This is a genomic window from Mesorhizobium sp. CO1-1-7 (genome assembly GCF_020164885.1).
In the GTDB taxonomy this organism is placed as follows: Bacteria; Pseudomonadota; Alphaproteobacteria; order Rhizobiales; family Rhizobiaceae; genus Mesorhizobium; species Mesorhizobium australicum.
This window is the reverse complement of sequence record NZ_JAIUHA010000004.1, coordinates 359803-380505: the sequence shown is the minus strand read 5'-3', so window position 1 is coordinate 380505 and position 20703 is coordinate 359803. Positions and strand designations below refer to the sequence as shown.

8 protein-coding genes are annotated in these 20703 nt (G+C 64.8%); 6 read left to right on the top strand and 2 right to left on the bottom strand.

What is annotated here, in order from left to right; genetic code table 11:
• The first annotated feature begins 23 nt into the window (after window positions 1–23).
• From LB516_RS11130 to LB516_RS11120, 3 genes are all read left to right on the top strand, one after another.
• A complete protein-coding gene (locus LB516_RS11130) occupies window positions 24–1187 on the top strand; it encodes an ABC transporter substrate-binding protein (protein ID WP_140618206.1) in 1164 nt (387 codons plus the stop codon).
• 354 nt (window positions 1188–1541) lie between these two features.
• The gene (locus LB516_RS11125) at window positions 1542–2633 is read left to right on the top strand and encodes a Gfo/Idh/MocA family protein (protein ID WP_224719540.1); all 1092 of its coding nucleotides are present in this window, start codon (window positions 1542–1544) and stop codon (window positions 2631–2633) included.
• A gap of 348 nt (window positions 2634–2981) precedes the next feature.
• Window positions 2982–4418 carry an amidase gene (locus tag LB516_RS11120; RefSeq protein ID WP_224719539.1) on the top strand — a complete coding sequence of 479 codons (1437 nt, stop codon included), beginning with the start codon at window positions 2982–2984 and terminating at the stop codon, window positions 4416–4418.
• A gap of 280 nt (window positions 4419–4698) precedes the next feature.
• Here the strand turns inward: LB516_RS11120 and LB516_RS11115 are convergent, their stop codons facing one another.
• Window positions 4699–5943: a M24 family metallopeptidase gene (locus LB516_RS11115; protein WP_224719538.1), complete on the bottom strand. Its 1245-nt coding sequence runs from the start codon at window positions 5941–5943 to the stop codon at window positions 4699–4701.
• A 332-nt stretch (window positions 5944–6275) separates the two neighbouring features.
• Entirely contained in the window at window positions 6276–6797 is a 522-nt protein-coding gene (locus tag LB516_RS11110) for an invasion associated locus B family protein (protein ID WP_224587168.1), read from the bottom strand.
• Window positions 6798–7131: 334 nt separating this feature from the next.
• Here LB516_RS11110 and LB516_RS11105 point away from each other — a divergent pair, with 334 nt between their 5' ends.
• The 3 genes from LB516_RS11105 (at window position 7132) to LB516_RS11095 (ending at window position 20695) form a co-directional block, all read left to right on the top strand.
• Window positions 7132–19533, top strand: a complete 12402-nt coding sequence (locus tag LB516_RS11105; RefSeq protein WP_224719537.1) for a hypothetical protein — start codon at window positions 7132–7134, stop codon at window positions 19531–19533.
• A 143-nt stretch (window positions 19534–19676) separates the two neighbouring features.
• Entirely contained in the window at window positions 19677–20183 is a 507-nt protein-coding gene (locus LB516_RS11100; RefSeq protein WP_224719536.1) for a phage tail protein, read from the top strand.
• Between the two features lie 11 nt (window positions 20184–20194).
• On the top strand, window positions 20195–20695 hold the full coding sequence (locus LB516_RS11095; protein WP_224719535.1) for a phage tail protein: 501 nt from the start codon (window positions 20195–20197) through the stop codon (window positions 20693–20695).
• The last annotated feature ends 8 nt before the right edge of the window (window positions 20696–20703 follow it).

Here is a 20703-nt window from a genome sequence, read left to right as displayed (position 1 = left end):
ATCAAACAAAAAAGGGGAATGCCATGACCAAAGACAATTTCATCCAGCAGGCGGGGATGAGCCGCCGCATCTTCCTGCAGGTGACCGGCGCCGGGCTGGTGACGGCGACCGCACTCGGCGCCACCGGCCTCAGGGCGAGGGCCGAGGCCTATGGAAAATTCACCTGGATCTCGCCGCGCGGCACGCTCGAAGTGCTCGACGACTACCCCTACTGGGCGGCCAAGAAGGCCGGCTATTTCGACGGGCTCGACACTGACATGCAGCCGGGACCGTCCGACGGCACGGCGACGGTGAAGTTCGTCGATGTCGGCCAGGCCGATATGGGCTTTCCCTCGCCCGGCGTGTTCTCCTTCGCCATCCAGAACGGCATGAAGCTGAAGTCGGTGTTCCACATGGGCGCGCGCGACACGTTCAGCATCGCCTTCCGCAAGGGCGAGGGCTCGAACGACCTGAAGAAGCTCGAAGGCAAGACCATCCTGCTTGGTTCCGCAGCCTGGCAGTCGATCACCGATCCGCTGCTTGCGGCGCAAGGCGTCGACATCAAGAAGGTCAAGTATGTCGAGGCCGGCTGGCCGACCTGGGGCACCGCGCTTGCCGGCGGCCAGGGCGATGCGGCGCTGTCATGGGAAGGGCTGCGCGCCGAATGGATCGCCAAGGGTCTCGATTTCGAATACTGGCTCGGCGTGAAGAACTCGAAACTGCCGGCCAATACCTTCGTCGTGCGCGCCGCCGATCTCGAGGATCCCGACAAGAAGGCGTTCCTGGAAAAATACCTGCGCGGCTGGGCGATGGGCCTTGAGTTCGGCTATCAAAATCCGCGCGCGGCGGTCGAAGCGGTGTTCGAGCAGTTCCCGACGCTGGCCAAGAACCTCGGACCGGAGCTCGGCACCACCTCGATCCTGCAGCAGATCAACGTCTTCCGCGGCGACATGGACAAGCGCGGCGGCTGGGGGTCGCACGACATGGCGAGCTGGCAGGGCTTCTTCGACGAGATCCACAAGATCGGCCAGATCACCAACCCGGTGAAGGCCGAGGATGTCTGCAGCAACGACCTGATCCCGGCCGCCAACGACTTCGACAAGGCCAAGGTCAAGGCCGACGCAGACGGCGTCAAACTGTCGGAAGGCTTTGCCGCGCTCGATGTCGAGAAGATCAAGGCGCACCTGTTCGATTCGGCGGTGAAGTAGAAGCGCGCAAGCGAAGGCCATGACGACGCCACTCCTCATTGCCCTGCCTTGGCTCCTTTCCTCTCCCTCCGGAGGGGGGAGAGGTGGCGCCGCGAAGCGGCGACGGAGTGGGGGAAGGCGGTCGCTAAACGCGCAGTCGCTGCGGGACAGGCACAATCTGGCGAAGTAACCTCAGGCGGGCGGCGAAGGTCGACCCCCACTCCGTCGAGCTTCGCTCGACACCTCTCCCCCGATCGACGGGGGAGAGGAAAGGGCCGGGCAACGAGCGGCGGCGCTGACCTGAGGTGATTGTCCGGATAAACACGCGGCAACCGGTCGCCGCGCACAATTCAATCCAGAACCTGGGAGATAACGGTGGCCGACAAGGTGAAAGTACTGGTGGTGGGTCTCGGCAATATGGGTGCGTCGCACGCCAGCGCCTATCATCGCTCGGAGGGGTTTGAGATCGTCGGCATCATGAGCCGCTCGATCAAGAGCAACACGAAAATCCCGGCCGAACTCGCCGGTTATCCGCTCTACGAGGATTTCGACCTGGCGCTGAGGGAGACCAGGCCGGATGCGGTCTCGATCAACAGCTGGCCGAACACCCATGCCGAATACGCGCTGAAGGCGATCGCGGCGAACTGCCACGTGTTCATGGAGAAGCCCTTGGCCACCAACATCGAGGACGCCGAAAAGGTGGTGGCGGCCGCGCGGGCGAAAAACCGCAAGCTGGTGCTCGGCTACATCCTGCGTGTCCACCCCTCGTGGATCAAGTTCGTCGAGGTTGGCAAGACGCTCGGCAAGCCGCTGGTCATGCGGCTCAACCTCAACCAGCAAAGCAGCGGCAGCGCCTGGCACTGGCACAAGAACCTGATCGATTCGCTGATCCCGATCGTCGATTGCGGCGTGCATTATGTCGACGTCATGTGCCAGCTGACCGGCGCCAAGCCGGTGCGCGTGCATGGCATCGGCGCCAAACTATGGGCCGAAGCCGACAAGCAGAATTACGGCCACTTGCATGTCACCTTCGATGACGGCTCGGTCGGCTGGTACGAGGCCGGCTGGGGTCCGATGATGAGCGAGACGGCCTACTTCGTGAAGGATGTCGTCGGCCCGAAAGGCGCGGTCTCGATCGTCGCCGGCCAGCAGGCGAGCAGCGCGGCCGAGTTGGCCGAAGTGTCGAACTCCGCCGACATCGACCGCCACACCAAGACCGACGCGCTGAAGATCCATTATGCGGCCGTCGACGGCGACAAGAATTTCAAAAAGCCTGACGAGATCGTCAGCATGGAGGACGAGCCCGGCCACCAGGAACTGTGCGACCGCGAGCAGGCGTTCTTCCTGCGCGCCATAAGCGAGGACCTCGATCTGACCGAGCAGATGGACGCGGCGGTCAACAGCCTGCGCATCGTGCTCGCGGCCGAACAGAGCATAGAGCTGGGACGGACGGTCGAGCTGGCGTGAGGCGATCGGGTTGGTGGCGCTGGAGGCGGCGGCGCAAGCAGAACATTGGCGAGATTGGAGCCGCTGCAGGACAGTTATCTCAGGTTTGCGCTGCCCCTCATTGCCCTGCCGGGCATTTCTCCCCGTATAGTGACGGGGAGAAAGACGCTGTCACCGACGACTTCGCCAACTTCCTAACGTCACAGGAATGGCGCCGAGGTTGCGGCAGTCCCCCTTCTCCCCGTCACTCTACGGGGAGAAGGTGCCGGCAGGCGGATGAGGGGCGGTGCCAACATTGGCAAATGACCGAAGCGGTAGCTCGGCGCCTCGACGAGCGACGTTGAGGACAGAAGGATCGGGAGGAGAGACATGGTCACCGACAGTCTTTTGAAAACCTATGCCGAGTCCGACGCGCTTGGCCTCGCCGCGCTGGTCCGCGGCGGCCAAGTTTCGCCGGCGGAACTGGTCGAGGCGGCGATCACGCTGGTCGAACGGTTGAATCCGTCGCTCAACGCGGTCATCCATCGCCTCTATGACATGGCGCGCGCGCAGGCCGCGACGGTCGACAGATCGGCACCCTTTGCCGGCGTACCATTCCTGCTCAAGGAACTGGCCTCGTCCTGGACGGGTGCGCCCAACACCAATTCCTGCTTCTATCTCAGAGATGTCGTCGCCGATTTCGACACCGAAGTCGTTCGCCGCATGAAGGCGGCGGGACTGGTGCTGGTCGGCAAGTCGAACGCGCCCGAAAACGGCTGGTCGATCACGACGGAACCAAAACTCTACGGCACGACGAAAAACCCGTGGAAGGAGGGCATCACGCCGGGCGGCTCGAGCGGCGGCGCGGCCTCGGCTGTCGCCTCGCGCATGGTGCCGATCGCGGAGGCCAGCGACGGCGCTGGCTCGATCCGCATCCCCGCCTCCTGCTGCGGGATCGTGGGCCTGAAACCGTCGCGCGGCCGCGTCAGCCTGGCCCCGTTCGGCGACTATTGGTATGGCGGTGCCTACTTCCTCTGCTGCTCGCGCACGGTGCGCGACACGGCGGCCTATCTCGATGCGGTGGCCGGCGCGCTGCCCGGCGAACCCTATACGCCGCCGGTGCCGGATGCCTCCTGGCTCAGCCTGTCGGCGCGTGCGCCGAAAAACCTGCGCATCGGCTTCACCGTCACGCCGCCCAACGGCACCGCCATCGATCCGGAGGTGAAGGCGGCGGTGCTGGCGACCGTGGCCGCATTCGAGCGGTTGGGGCATCATGTCGAGGAGCACGACATGCCGCTCGATGCCGACGGCGTATGGGCGACCTACACCAACATGACCTGCGTGCAGACGGCGGCGACCTTCGACTCCCTGGAAATGGTGATCGGCCGGCCGGCGACGCCAGGCGATGTCGAGGCGGTGACCTGGGCGATCATCGAGCGCGGCCGCGCCACCAGCGGGGTCAGGCACATCTCCGATGTCGAGCAGCTCCGGCAGGTCGGCCGCGATATTGTCGGCGATCTCAAGGCCTATGATCTCTTCGTCACGCCCACCTTGACGCAACTGCCGCGGCCGTTCGGCTATTACGATATGTCGGAGACCGACATCGACCGCTACAACGCCAAATGGACGGATGCCGTCTTTGCCTTCCCCTTCAACATCTCCGGCCAGCCGGCGATCTCGCTGCCGCTCGGCTGGTCGCAGGGCGGCGTGCCGGTCGGCGTGCAGCTGGTCGGCCGCTACGGCGACGAGGCGACGGTGCTGGCGGCGTCGGCACAGCTGGAACAGGAAATGCCATGGAGGGACAGGCGGCCGCCGGTGAGCGCTTAGGGACCTGTACGGAGGTTTGATCGCTGGACGGCAAAACCTTTCCCGTCGTCATCCTGGGGCGTAGCAAGGAGCGCAGCGACGCCGCGCAGACCCCAGGATCCATGCCGCGACATCAAAGCGTTCCCGGCGGTCCAAAATTCTGCTCCGCTGCACCCCACGGAAAGGTCACGGCATGGATCCTCGGGTCTCCGCGACGGAGCTTCGCTCCTGCTCCGCCCGTGGATGACGAAGGTGGAGGGACCTCAGCCAATTTCCGGAGGTGCAGATCTCAAGCCTCCTACTACCCGATCACCTCCAGCCGCCGCGGCAGCCGGTTCATCGCGACCGGCCCTTCCGGCGTGATCAGGAACTGGTCCTCGAGGTTGAAGCTGGCGAGGCCGTGGATATAGAGCGGGATTTCGAAGGCCAGCACCATGCCGGCCTCGATCACGACCTCGCTGCCGGCCGATATGAACGGCCATTGCTCGGAAAAGACCGACTGCCCGACGCCGTGGCCGAAGTGACCGCGGCGGTAGGAGCGCAGGCCTTGGCGCGCCAGGCTGTCGGTGGCGACGCGGTGGACATGGGCAAGCGTGTTCCCGGGAACAAGCTCGGCCAGCCCGTCGTCGAAGGCGCGCTCGGCAATAGCGTGCAGTTCGGCCTGATCAGCCGAAGGCGGGCCGAAGGTGAAGTTGCGCGACATGTCGGAGGCGTAGCCACCGACCGTACAGACCATGTCGCATTTCAGCGGATCGCCCGCCACGGCCCTGGCGTCGGCGCCCTTGGCCCGGGCGCCCAGCGTCACATATTCGGCCGTGATGACCGGATACGAAAGCCCAGCCGCCGCTGCGGCGACGCCCTGCCGGTAGAGCGCGACGAGATCGCTCTGACGCATGCCGGCCATGGCATCGACCTGCAGCCGCTCCAGGCCGGCTTCCGACAGGATGATGCCTTGCCGCAGCAGGTCGATCTCGCGCTGCGACTTGAGCGCGCGCAGCCGGTCCAGCACAAGCGAGCCGTCCACAACAGGGCAATCCGGCAGCAGCGCCTGGATGGCGGCAAAATCGGCGGCGGGAATGAAGTCGAGGTCGAGGCCGAGCGTGGCGCGCTCCAGCCCGAAATCGGCGAGGATTGCCTGCAGCTGTCGCACCGAGCCGGCGAGGTCGAAGGTGGCGGGACGCGCGAAATCCGGCGCGCGGCCGAGCGAAGCCAGGCCAGCCTCGATACGCTCCGCCAGGGGCAGCCCGGCAGCTCCTGTCTCGACCGGCGCTGCTTCGATCCAGATCGGGTGCGAGCGCACGACCATCTCGGGCGCGGCGGTCCGCAGTTGCGTGGCATTGAAGTCGGCGACCACGACGCCGATCGGCAGGTCCTGCCTGGCCGGGACGACGACGAAGCCGGCGCCGGCGCGCCGGAACAGTCCGGCCGGACCGATCGAAGCGCCGGTCGCGTAATGGAAGGCCTCGGGCGCTGAGAGCACCAGCGCGGCGATGCCGGCGCGTTGCATCAACTGCGTGGCGCGCTGCCGGTCGACAAAACCCGTCATGTGTTTCTCCGGATGTCCGAAGCGACAACGGAGCATCGCAGGTGCGGACAATCAAGACGGTTGCTCGTATTGACGCACCGATACCTTGAGTGCGGAGCGGAGACGCCCACGACTTCGTCATCCTAGAGCGGAGCAAGGAGCGCAGCGACGCAGCGCAGACCCTAGAATCCATGCCGGGACTCCGGAGCGTTGCCACGGTCCAGATTCTGCTCCGCTGCACCCGCCAGCACGGTCGCGGCATGGATCCTCGGGTCTCCGCGACGCCGCGCCGCGGCTGCTCCGCCGTGGATGACGAAGGGATAGGATGTCGGCCGCGGTTGCCGGCGAACCCGCTACTTGATCGATTCCAGCTTGGTCAGGGCGGCGGTGAAGCCGGCCAGCGACACCGGGATGGTGACCGGCTTGCGGGTGACGGACTCCATGCCGATGTTCAGATTGGTTCCCGACTTCATCGCCTTGACGAGGTCCGGCGGCAGCGGCGTGGCGGCATAGGCGCCGTTCTGGTCGCTGGTCTGGATGGCGATGGTCGTCTTCTGTCCCTGGTCGATCTGGTAGCTGGCGCCGGACGGCAGGAAGAGGCCGTGCGGCAAGGCGAGCAGCATGGCGAGGCTGCCATTGCCGTTGTCGCGGCGAACGGTCACCGTAAGCACGCGCTGTCCTGTCTTCGCCTCGGTCAGGTTTTGAGACACCTGGCATTGAAGTTCGGAGCTCGCCGAGCCGCTGGAGCAGTTGACCGCCCAGGGATTGGCGTCGGCCGGCTTTGACTGGGCCGGTTGGGGCTTGGCGGCTTCCTCGGCAAGTGCGGGTCCGGCGCCCGACAGGATGAGCCACAGGGCACCAATACCTGCGGCCAAGCTCAAAGTATTAGCTACAGCTAAAACAACTCTCATGTTCTTTTAGGCCCCACCGGTATTTCCCGCAGTAGGGCTTGATACAACACTCCAATCCAGCCTGAAAGCCAGGAATCCACCGAAGCAAGCCGGCAAATCTACTGTGTCCATATTGCCACAGAGAGGCACTTTGGTGGGCCACAACAGCAGTTTGATCATTGGGGACTCGCTATACAATAGATTTCCATTAAACATCGGCACGCGGGACGTGTAGTCCCAGAAGGACTCGCCAGGGATGGGAACTACCGAGAAGTCTCGGCAAGTTGGTGAGATGGCGGCGCGTGGGGAGGGGTTCCACATGCGCGCCGGTTATCGCCGTTCGAGCATTGCAAGGCAGCTCTGGAAGACGACGGCGCTTACGTCGCTGGCGCTGGCGCTCTCGGGCGTGGCCGCCTATGGCGACGATGCCGGGCTCTGGCAGCCGCAGGTCCGGGCCATCATCGGCGCCGACAACAATGGCGGCAACGCCGCGCTCGAAGGCTTCATCCCGATCAAGCAGACCGCCGAATCGGTGCTGTTCCTGGATGTGCGGGCCAAGCACGATTTCAAGGACGCCTTCGGCCAGGATATCGGCCTCGGCATCCGCCGCATCGTCAACCCGGACCTGATGCTCGGCGGCTATGCCTATTTCAATGCCGAGAGTTACGGCGGCACCCAGTTCACCGGGGGCACGCTGGGCGTCGAGGCGATCACGCCGAATTTCGACGCGCATGTGAACGTCTTCATGCCGATCAAGGGCGACTCGACCGACCACTCGACCAGCTCGACCCTGTCGATGGTCTCCAACCAGCTGATCGAGCAGATCTCGGTGCTCGACCATCGCGACTACGCGGCCTGGGGCATCGAGGGCGAGGTTGGGGCGAAGGTGCCGTTCGACCTGCCCGACAGGCATTCGCTGCGGCTGGACATTGGCGGCTATCATTTCGAGGATCCGCACGGTGATGATGGCAGCGTCACCGGCGCCAAGGCTGGCATCGAATATGAGATCGGCGATGTCTTCGGCACCGGAACGTCGCTGACCTTCACCGGCGAGGTGCGCAACGACAATCGCGACGACACCCAGTTCGCCGGCAGCGTGCGGCTGAATATCCCGTTCAATCCCGGCGGCGGCTCGGACAGCACCGCGGCCATCGGGGCGGATCCGGTCTATCCGGTCAGCGAAGGCCTGCGCAAGCGCGTCAACGAGCGGGTGCGCGGCGATATCGGCGTCCGCATCCAGAGCCAGGACAAGACCGGCGGCACGACGACCCGCGTCGCCATCAACGCCGCCACCAATGCCGCGTTCGGAAAGTTCTATTTCGCCGATGGCGGCCTGGCCGGCGCCGGCACGCAGGCCGACCCGACGACATTGGACGATGCCGTCACCAAGGCCGGCAACGGCGGCTTCGTCGTGGCGCTCGGCGGCAATGGCAACCTGACCACCGCGGGCGTGACGCTGGCCGCCGGCCAGACGGTCATCGGCGGCGGCGAAAGCGTCACCGCGAAGCTTTTCGGCGGCGGCACCGCCACCTTCAACCTCGGCGGCAGCGACGGCACGATCCAGGGCACCAATGTCGCCAACCCCGTCATCACGCTGGGCAATGGCAACACGCTGAACGGCATCACCATCACCGGCGGCGGCGACGGCATTTTCGGCAACAACGTCACCGGCACGACGCTGACCAAGGTCACGGTAACGGGCACCGGCGGCAATGGCGCCGACTTCACCGGCAATTCGACCAATGTCAGCGCGTCCAATTTCACCGCCACCGGCAACGGCCTCGACGGCCTGCACATCGAAGGCGACGGCACCTACAATTTCACCGGCACGACGCTGCTGTCGGGCAACCAGGACGACGGCCTCGATATTACGGGCAAGGGCACCTACAGCTTCGCCATCCTCAATGCTCAGGACAACCAGGATGCCGGCATAACGGTGAAGGGCACCGCCGTCGGCGGCAGCTTCACCACCACCGGCGGCCAGGTGTCGGGCAACACGGCGCTGGGCGACGACGGCGCCGGCATCTTCATCGACCCGATCACCGCGCATGTGGTGTTGGATTCAATCTCGCAGACCGGCGGCACATCGGGCGTGGTGCTCGACCATGTCTCGGGCAGCTTCACGGTCAACGGCGCCACCACGATCTCCAACACGACGGGACCGGCGATCGCCATTTCCGATTCGCCGGCAACGATCCGCTTCGGCGACATCAACATCACGGCGCCGGGCGGCGACGGCATGTCGTTCAGCGGCGTCAACGCGGCGGTTGTGGCCGGCAACATCGTCATCTCCGGGCTCGGTCTCGGCCATGCCGGCCTCGACTTCTCCGGCAGCCAGACGACCTTCACGGCGCTCTCGGCCAACATCAGCGGATCGGGCGCCGGCTCGATCGGCATCGATCTCGCCGACACCACCGGCGGCGCTTCGATCATTATCACCAATGGCGGCACCATTTCGGGCGTCGACACGGGCGTGCGCCTGGGCATCGCCGGCTCGCTGGCCCACTCGGCCAATGCCCAATTCAGCTTCGGCGGCGGCTCGATCGCGGGCGTCACCGCCTCGCTCGACGCGCGTGGGCTGAACCAGACGCTCGGCCTCTATGCCTTCGGCTCGACGACGTTCAGCGGCCCGCAGCTGTTCGACCTCCAGAACGTGATCTTCGTCGGCGCGGCAGCCTCGGGTGCCGGCGACGGCTCCTCGCTTGCGGACCTGGCGTCGATCGGCACCGCCGACGGCATTACCGACGCCAACGCGATCTTCGTGCTGGTCAACGACGCCGGCAACACGCCGATCAATGCGTCGGGCGGCTTCTCGCTCAGCGACGACCAGACGCTGGCGTCCTTCGGCAATGGCCGCTCCTTCTCGCTCGGCGGCGTGCCGATCAACGTCACCGGGACCAACATCCAGCACGACCAGGTCGTTTCGGATCCCGGCACCGGGGCGGCGACGCTGACCAATTCGGGCGCCGGCGACGTCGTCACGCTGGGCAACGGCAACTCGCTGCTGGATTTCAACATTTCGGGCAGCAGCGGCGCGGCGATCAACGGGACGGGTGTTGCCGGCCTGGCGGTGCAGGGCGTTACGGTCAGCAATGTCGCGACAGGCCTGTCGCTCGACAATTTCAGCGGTACCGGCACGTTCACCAATTTCGATATCGCCAGCGCCGGCGCGGGCGTCAGCATCACCGGCGGCACCACCGGGACCCTGACCTTTGACGCGGCGAGCTCGATCGCCGGCACGACAGGCGTGGCGTTCAACATCGATTCCTCGACGCCGAATCTCATCTATAACGGCACGATCAACCAGACCGCTGCCGCGAGCGCGGTCAAGATCAACGCCATGAACGGCGGCTTCGCCAGGTTCGGCGGCAAGATCACCGCCAGCACCGGCGCGGCCAACGCCATCGACCTGACCGGCAATGCCAGCGGCGCGATTGCTTTCGTCGGCGGTCTCGATCTGACAGCCGATGGCGGCTTTGCCTTCAGCGCCGTCAATGGCGGCAATCTGACGGTGTACGGGGCAAGCAATACCGTGGCGACCGGCCTGGGGCCGGACGAGAAGGGCATCCAGATCGCCGGCATGACGATCGGCCTGGCCGGAGTGAACTTCTCCAGCGTCACCGTGGATGGCTCGGGCGGCGGCGTTTCGACCGGCATCGCCATTTCCAACACCAGCGGCGGCAACGTCAACTTCGGTGGCGTCGACCTGTATCGCATCAGCGGCGTCGCCATCAGTCTCGACAATGTCGCCAGCGGCAGATACACCTTCCAGGGCACGACCAAGGTCGACACCGTGGTGGGTGGAGGCTCCGGCTTCCTGGTTCAGAACAGCGCCGCGACCGTCGGCGTCAGCAACCTCGTAACGACGAATATCGCCGGCGCCGATGTCAGCCTGACCAACAACACCGGCACGATCGACATTGGCGGCACCATCACCAATTCCGGCACGGGCGATGGCGTCGTCGTCTCCGGCGGCAGCGCGGCGATCACGATCGGCGCGACCATCAACAGCTCGGCGACAGCGCCCGGCACGGCCGTCAGGGTCGACGGCATCACCGGCGGCTCGGTCGCCTTCACTGGTCCGGTCACCTCAACCGGCGCGGGCAACCTGTTCGCCATCGGCTCGACCACCGCGCCGACGGGTGGCACGATCAGCTTCACCGACTCGGCGCTGACCGCCAGCGGCGGCGGTGGCGCGATCATCGCAGGCTTGGGCGCGGCCGCGACCTTCAACGCCACGTCCCCAATTTCGATCACCAACGCGGTCGGCAACGGCCTGTCGGTCTCCAATGTCGCCGGCAGCGCCACCTTCGGCGCGGTCACCGTGTCGGGTGCAACCGGCAATGGCATCGACATTTCAGGCAATTCCGGTTCGGTGACTTTCGGCACCACCAATGTGACGCTGGGCTCGGCGGCCAACACCGCCGGCATCAACTTCGGCAGCACCAACGCCGATGTCAGCTTCGGCACCACCAGTGTGACGATGGGCGCCGGCGCCAACCAGACGGCAATCGACTTCAGCGGCTCGTCGACGACGGCCGATTTCGGCGTGACCACCATCACCGGCACCGGCGAGGCCACCTCGCGCGGCATCGACCTGTCATCGACGACGGGCAACAAGACCATCACCTTCCTGCGCGGCTCAAGCATCAGCGACGTCCATATCGGCGTCGATTTGTCGTCCGGCCTCAGCACGCTGACTTCGGCCAACGCCAATTTCACCTTCGGCGACGGCACTTCATCCGACGGGCTGCAATCCTCGATCAGCGCCGCGCCCGGCGGCTACACCGTCAACACGGTCGGGCTCGACCCGACGCTCGGCAATTATGATTTCGACGACGTGTTCTTCACCGGCAGCGCCAATCTGCCCTCGGCGGTCGGCGCGGTGACGATGGTCTCGCAATCGGGCGGCGTCATCGCCGTCGGCACGTACGGCCTCAGCCAGTCGGTGACCACGATTTCGCTTGCCGACGCCGATCTCATGACCGGCACGCAGACCTTCGCCTTCGTCGGCACCGTCGATCTCAGCGCAACGCCGTTCACACTCGATTCCGGCCAGTCGATCACCGGCTTCGGCAACAGCAACGTCATCGCCGTGTCCGGCACCTTCCAGCAGGTGAACGTGCAGGGCAATCTCGGCGCCACCGGCGGCAACGTTACCGGCGACGAGGGCGTCGTCACCGGCACCGCGGACGCCATGCATCTGCTCGGCAGCAATCAGGTGCGCAACACCGCCTTCGACTTCACTGGCGCCAGCGGCTCGGTCTTCCTGATCGACCAGGGTGCGGCCGGCTTCGACAACACCGGCGGCATCACGATCCAGGGCGTCACGGTTAGCAATGTCGCCGTTGGCCAGACGGCGTTCAAGGTCGACGGCCTCACCAGCAACGTCTCGATCATCGACAACAACATCAACGTCGCCGGGACGCTGCTCGACGCCGATGGCGGCGACGGCAACATCACGCTCACGCGCGGCAACCTGCCCAATGGCGGGCCGGCCGGCACGCTGACCGGCGGCGGCGTCTCGATCGTCAACCGCACCGGCGGCCTTGTCGATTTCACCGACAAGGCGACCATCGGCGGCAATGGCGTATCGCTGACCAACAACAGCGGCGCGGGAATCACCTTCGCCGATCTGGACGTTTCCACAAATGGAGCGACGGCCTTCACCGCCACCGGCGGCGGCACGATCACGGTCGACGCGGGAACGATCAATGCCACGGGCGCGCAAGCGGCGTCGCTCGACAGCATCACGGCCGACATTCATTTCACGTCCACCAGCGCGACGTTCAGCGCCGGCAACGGCATCGACCTGCAGAACCTGGCCGGCACGGCCGCTTTCGGCACCGGCACGCTGACCAACACCGGTGCGGGCACGTCGTTCAATGTCGGCTCGGCGACCGCCGCCAGCGGCGGCACTGCTGATATCTCCTATGGCGGCACGATCGCCACCGACGGCAGCGGCGCCGCCGTCTCGATCCAGAGCATGACCGGTGGCTCGGTGGCGCTGTCGGGCAATTTGACCGACAGCAATGCGGCGGCCGGCGGCAACATTTTCGTTGCCGGCAACGATTCCATCACCATCACCTTCTCGGGTACGACCAAGCAGATCAGCTCGGGCGCCGCCGATGGTGTCAATCTCGGCCTCCCCGGCGGTTGGCCTTCGGGCACGCCGACCCCCAACACGAACTCCGCCATCAACTTCACCAATGGCGGCCTCGACATAACGACGACAACAGGCGCGGGCTTCATAGCCATCGGGGACTTCGGCTCCTCGACCTTCACCGTCACCGGCAGCGGCAACAAGATCAATTCCGGCGGCAACGGTCTCCTGGCGGTCGGCGCCGATGCCGGCGTCGGCGGTGTCACCTTCGACAGCATCTCGGCGGTATCCACGAGCGCCTTGGGCGGCGGCGCCGGCGTGTTCCTGTCAGGCATGAACCTGGCGGGCAATGTCAACATCGGCGGGCTGAAGGATACCGGCTATATCGGCGCCTCGCTGTCCGGCCTGTCCGGCCCCGGCGTGGTCAATTTCACCGGCACGAACGATCTCGACACCAGCCATGAAGGGTTCGAGATCAGCGGCCAGGTCGGCACCATAAACATCGCCAATGTCGCCGGATCCACCCTGACCATCGACGGCAGCGAGGTCGGCATTGCGTTTGCCGTCCTCCAGACCGGGACCGTCAATGTCGGCGGCAACGGCGGCGTCGCCAGCATCGGCGCGACGACAAGCACCACCGGGTCGGCCATAGCTCTCTCCGGCGGCAACGACCTTGTTAATGCGACGCTCAACTACAACGGTTCGATCAAGGTCGATACGGGCACGGTGCTGCAAGCCGCCGGCGGCGACTGGACCGAGTTGAACATGAGCGGTTCGGTCGTTTCGACCACGGACGCGGCGGCGGCGGGGACGGCGGCCTTCACCTTCACCGGCAACGCCAACGGCGCCTACAACATTTCAAGCACGATCAATCATGCCGGCAAGGGCATTGGCGTGCTGTTTGACGGATCGTCCAAGGGAACGGCCACCTTCTCCGGCACGTCCAAGATCTTCAACACCAGCAGCGGCGCCAACGGCGCCATCGTCAAGGCCCCCAGCATCGGCCCGGGCGAAGGCACGGGCACGCTCGCCTTCACCGGTGGCAACCTCAAGATCACCACCTCGAGCGGCGCCGGCTTCACCGCCAGCACCACCGGCCCGGGCACGGTCAGCGTCAGCGGCACCGGCAACACCATCACCACGACGACGGGCACCGCGCTCGACCTGGACGGCGCGACGGTCGGCCCGGATGGCGTGACTTTCGACAGCGTCTCGGTCAACGGCGCGGCGACCGGCATTGCGCTGAACAATGTTTCCGGCGGCACCGTCAGCCTCGGCGCCGCGAATTTGCTGGGCATCACCTCGCATGGCGTCGATATCTCCGGCACGCTCGGCTCGACGCTGAATTTCACCAGCCTCAACATCGGGCTCGGCGCGGCGGACGCGATCGGCCTCGACCTCAACGGCGCCGCGCTCGGCGCCAGCACCATCACGGCCGGCGATTTCGACGTCGACGGCGGCAGCTTCGCCGGCACGATCGGCATCGACATGGCCGGCACGACCGGCACCGGCACGATCCAGCTCGGCAACACCGACACAACCGACAACCCCGGCGACCAGTTCTCGACCATCAAGAATGTCGCGCTGGGCGTCCAGTTCTCCAGCGCCACCAATGCCGGGCTGGTCTTCGGCGACGGAGCGGGTCCGGCGGCGTCGTCGATCGCGACCTTCGGCGGCGGCCAAGTCATTCACGCCACCGATACCTTGCCAACATCGGGCCACTACAATTTCAACGACGTCAATTTCTCCGGCGATACGTCAAACCTTTCCGGCTCGATCTCCTACTACTATGTCGACAACACCGTTGACGGCACCGACGACGGCACGCGCGCGCATCCGGGCACGATCGCCGGCGCGCTTGCTTCCTCGGCCCAGGTTATCGTGCTGGTCAACAATGGCGGCACCATAACCTCCGGCACGACGCTCCTGCTTGACGACGGCCAGGCCCTGGTCGGCTTCCGCGACAGCAGCACCGTCGACCTGGCAACGCTCGGCTTCACCGCCGGCGGCGCGCCGAGTGCCTTCCATTTCACCACCGTCACCGCCGGCGGCACGACGTTGACCGATCCCACCGGCAACGGCGCGGTGACGCTGACGACAACGGCTGCCGCGGCGACGGTAACGCTGGGCGGCACCAACGGCATCAGCGGCGTGGTGATCGGCAATGACGGCGGCGGCGCCGGCATCGTCGGCACCAACATTGCCGGCTTGACCCTGCTCGACAGCACGATACGCGGCGGCACCGGCGCATCCGGCGTGTCGATCACGTCGAACGCCGTGACCAATCTGGCGCTGTCCAACCTGATTTTGAAATCGGGCACGGGCGCGGCGGCGCTGTCGATCGACGGCACCGGCGGCACCACCACGATCACCCGCTTCGACGGCCTGACCGTCGAAGGCGGCGCGGGGTCGGGGTCCGGCATCGTCATCAACACCGCGACGTTCGACGGGACTCCCGGTGGTGCCATCGATCCGGTCAGCGGCGCCAATTCGACCATCGGCACCGCGGCCAACCGTGTCAACGGAAACGGCATTTCGCTGACCCAGGTGTCGGGCGAACTCGATTATGGTGCGCTGAACATCGCCAACGACAGCGGCACCGGCCTGCTGGTCGACAATGACGCGAACAATGATGGTGTCAAGGAAACGACTTTCACGCTAACCAATTCGGGCGGCTCGGTCGACACCACGAACGGCACGGCCATCAATCTCGACCCGCTGACGGTCCACATGACGCTCGGCAGCGTCACCGCCACCGGCGGCGCCAGCGGCATCATCTTCGACGGTGTTGCCGGCACCTTCGCCGTCACCGGCGCTACCAGCATCACCGGCACGTCGGGCGCCGGCATCAGCGCCATCAATACCAATACCGGCACGTTCAACTTCAACGCGGTAACGGTCAACAACACGACCGGCGGCGGCATCGGCTGGGCCAGCGGCACGCTCAACGTCACCGGCCTCGCCAACATCGACACAACGAGCGGTGCCGGCATAGCCGCGACGGGCGGTACGATCAGTGTCGCCGGCTCGGGCAACACGATCACGACCGGGTCAGGAACCGCACTCGATCTCAGCGGTACGACCGTTGGTGCTGGCGGCGTGAATTTCTCCAGCGTCTCGGCCAATGGCGCCGCTACCGGCATCGCGCTGAACAACGTCTCCGGCGGCGCCATCGCGCTTGGCGCGGTCGACCTGCAGGGCATAACCTCGCGCGGCGTCGATGTGTCCGGCACGCTTGGCGCGGCCCTGTCTTTCACGGATCTGGGCATCGGCCTGAACAGCAGCTCGGCCGCTGCCTTCGACCTGAATGGCGCGATCATCAACGCGGCGATCACCGCCAACGATTTCAGCGTCACCAATGCGGCCGTGGGCGCGGGCTCCTCGATCGGCGTCGACCTGCGCGGCTCGACCGGCGGCTCGACGGTGCGGCTCGGCGACGCCGTGATCGCGGGCAACAGTTCGAGCATCGCCGGCGTCAATACCGGCATATTCCTGAACAGCGCGACGAATCTTGCCTTTGTCTATGGCGACGGCGAATCGACCGACCAGAGCTCGACCATCAGCGCCAATGTCGGCATCGACGCCTCCAGCGCGCCGGCTGCCGGCACCTACAATGTCCAGGACGTGAACTTCCAGGCGAGCCCCGGCCTCGGCTTCGGTATCGGCAAGATCTATTTCGTCGGCGCCACCGCGACCGGCGATGGCCTTGGCAAGGACCAGAGCAATCTAATGACGTTGGCCGCAGCGGAGTTCCAGGCCGGGCCAAACGACATCCTCGTTCTCGTCAACAATGGCGTCATCACAGCGGCGGGAGGCGACAACACGCTGCTGCTGCAGGCCGGCGAGCAGGTGCGCGGCTTCGGTGCCGGCGCCATCAACCTGGCGCTGACCGTGCCGTCGACGATCCAGCTGGCCAGCAATAACGTCTCGATCGTCGATCAGACGTCCGGCGGCGCGGCGACGCTGACAAGCGCGGATGGCAGCAGCATCATCACGCTGGGCAGCGGCGGCAACATCATCGACGGCTTTACCATCAACGGTAGCGACGGCACAGGCGCCAATGCCGCGATCGGCATCAGCGGCGCAACGGCGAACGCCACGATCCGCAACATGACGATCAAGAACGTCACCGCCACCGATATCGACTTCGGCGCCGGCGCCACCGGCACGACGACGCTGACCAATCTTTCGCTCTTCTCCACGGGCGCGGCCGGCACCGCCATCAAATTTGGTGCTGCCTCCGGAACGGTCACCGCCACCAAAGTCGTCACGTCGGGCGGCGGCGGCCTGTCCGTCGCCGGCGGCAACGCGGCCATCAGCTTCGACAGCACGAGCTCGGTCTCCAGCATCGTCGGCACCGCTATTCGCATCACCAACCGCACCGGCGGCAGCTTCGGCTTTGCCGGCACGATCGGGACGAGCACCGGGGCCAGCGGCATCGCCATCTCCGGCGCGACCGGAATAAACACGGTCAGCTTCACCGGCGCGGTCAATCTCACCGCCAACGGCGGCACCCCTGTATCGATCGACAATGGCGGCCTGGCCTCGACCGTCAGCTTCGCCAGCCTCGCCATCGCCACGGGCAGCGGCACCAACACCGCCTTCACCGCGACCAATGGCGGCACGGTCAATGTCACCACCGGCTCGATCAGCACGACGGCCGCCCAGGCGATCAACCTCAACGGCATCGCCGCCGGCATCAATTTCACCTCGACCACTTCCGGCGGGGGCCCTAATAACGTCGCGCTGACCAATGTCACCGGCACGGTGAACCTGGGCACGGGCTCGTTGACAGGCGCTTCGGGCACGGCGTTCGACGTCAGCGGCGGCTCGGCCAATATCGACTACAATGGCTCCATCACGCACACCGCCAACGCCACCGCGATCGACGTCCAGAACCACACCGGCACCGCCGGCGGCGCCAGCACGATCTCATTCGACGGAACAGTGTCGTCGAGCGGCTCGAGCCACGGCATCAACCTGGTCAGCAATGGCGGCACCAACGGCACCAATATCAATTTCGCCAACACGCTGACCATCAACACGTCGAGCAGCGGCACCACCGGCTTCAACGCAACCGGCGGCGGCACGATCAGTGCCACGGGCATTGGCAGCACGATCAATTCGGGTTCCGGCACGGCGCTCAACGTCGTCAACACCGCGATCGGCTCGGGCAACCTGACGTTCCAGAGCATTTCGTCCGGTTCCGCCGTCGACAGCACGGCCACGGGTATCATTCTCGACACCACGGGATCGAGCGGTGGTCTTCATGTGACGGGCCTTGGCGCGACGGCAGGCAGCGGTGGCACAATCCAGCATAAGACCGGCGCGGATGGCAGCACGACGACTGGTGTCGGCATTTATCTGAATAACACCGCAGGCGTTCAGCTTGCCAACATGCAGCTGAACGATTTCCAGAACTATGGTATCCGAGGGTTCGAAGTGAACGGCTTCACGCTCACCAACAGCACGGTGAACGCAATCTCCGGCACAAACGGTAACAGCGCCGCATTCGACGAGGGCTCGATCAGTTTTCGTGCCGCCGATAGCGGCCATAACGGCCTTACCGGCACCGTCAACATCACCAATTCGGTGATCGCGAACGGCCTTGAGGATAATTTCAACGTCTTCAACAACAGCGGCTCGGTCAATATCACCGTTTCAGGTTCGACCTTCCGCGACACCTCAGTCGGGGCGCCGGGCAATGACGGCCTGCTGCTGCAAGCCGACAACACCGCCAGCATCACCGGGTTGGTCACGACCTCGTCGTTCCTGCGCAATTTGGCCAACGGCATCCAGGTCATTAACAACGGCTCGGGCAATATCGATTTCGATGTCGGCCAGGCCGGCGTTGCCAACAGCGGCGGCACTTTCACCGATAATTTTGTCGGTACGAATTTGGACCAGAACGGCGCCGGCACCTATAGCTTCAACGTGTTGAACGCGACCTTCACCACGGCGAACTACGCCAGCCTGTTCGGCGGCGGTGCCGGGTCGCAGATCAATGTCAATCGAGGCGGTGCCGCAGTGCTGGTGGCTCGCGGGTTGTTCACCGGCAACATCGACAATAACATCATCAACAACGCCGACTCCGGCACCGGGCCCGGCATCAGTATCGACGTCAACGGCACCGCGACCGGCAGCAACACCGTGACCGTCAAGCTCAATGGCAACAATGTCTCCCATGTTGCGAACTACGGCATCTTGATTTCGAACGGCGACGGCAACGCCACCCTGAACGCCACCGTCACCAACAATACGGTCAGCACGACGACCGCCGCCGCGCTTGAGGCGATCCGCGTCAACGGCGGGAAAACCTCGAGCCAGGCTGGTGCGCCCGGCACGCCGGACAACGGCACGCTCAATTTTGATATTCGTGGAAATACTCTGAGCACTGATCCATCGGCCGGCGTCAGCGATATTCGCGTACGGCAGCGGTTCAATGTGATTGATAAGATCGAAGGCTATGGCGGCAACGCCACCGATGACGCAGCGGTCCAAGCCTATCTCGCCAGTCTCAACAGCCATATTGGCGGCGGCGCCGCAACTGTCACCGCCGACCACAGCAACACCGGCTTCGGGACCATCGTTGCGGTTCCGGAGCCGCCTACTCCCTGAGGGAGCTCGCAGTGCCGCAGCAGAATAAATTCCTTGCGGAATTAGGGGACGATAGTTGATTGATGCATTCGGATCGGCTAACCATATCGTAATATGGCGTATCTACTAACGTTTTACTACAAATTGACCATTGGGGGACGTATATGGCTGAGCCGTATCTCTCGGAAATCAAGTTGATGTCTTTCGACTTCCCCCCCAAGGGTTGGGCAACTTGTGATGGGCAGTTCATGCCAATCAACCAAAACCAGGCGCTGTTCTCGCTGTTGGGCACGACCTATGGCGGCAACGGGCAAACGACGTTTGCGTTGCCCGATTTGCGCGGCCGCGTGCCGACACACACTGGCGGCGAAGGTCATTTCCTGGGTGAGAAGGGCGGCGAGCCGGCGCATACGCTGACAATATCCGAGATTCCTCAGCATTTTCACACCGCCAGCGCGACATCGGATTCCGGCGATCTTTTCGTTGCAACCAGCAATGTGCTTGCAGCCTCGCCCGCGCAACTCTATGCACCCGCGACGTCGAACCTGACCACGCTGATACCGAGCAGCGTCACCACGATTGGCGGCAGTCAGCCGCATGAAAATATGCAGCCTTACCTAGCGTTGAATTTTTGCATCGCCCTGGTAGGCATCTTTCCCTCCCGGAATTGAAGGACGCAGCCATGACAGCTTACGTTGGCGAGGTTCGCATGTTCGCGGGAAACTTCCCTCCCAATGGATGGATGTTCTGCCAGGGCCAAACGCTGCCCATCTCCGAAAACGAGACCCTGTTCCAGTTGATCGGCACCACCTATGGCGGCGACGGTCAGGAGACATTCAATCTGCCGAATCTGGCCAGCCGCGTGCCGGTCCATCGGGGAAGTGGTTTTGTCATTGGGCAAACCGGCGGGGTTGAGACGGTGCAGCTAACCGTTCAACAAATAGCGGCCCACAACCACGCGATGCTGGCAACGAGCAGCATTTCCAACCAGACAAGCCCCGCGAACAATGTCGTGGCTCAATCCTCGACAGGCAAGCTCTACGTCGAGGATACGCCCACGGCGAACCTGTCCAACCTCGTCGTAAGCCCGGTAGGCGACAGTCAGCCTCACAGCAACCTGCAGCCCTATCTTTGTATCAATTTCATCATTTCGCTGTTCGGCGTTTTTCCGAGCCAAACATAGGACAGGCC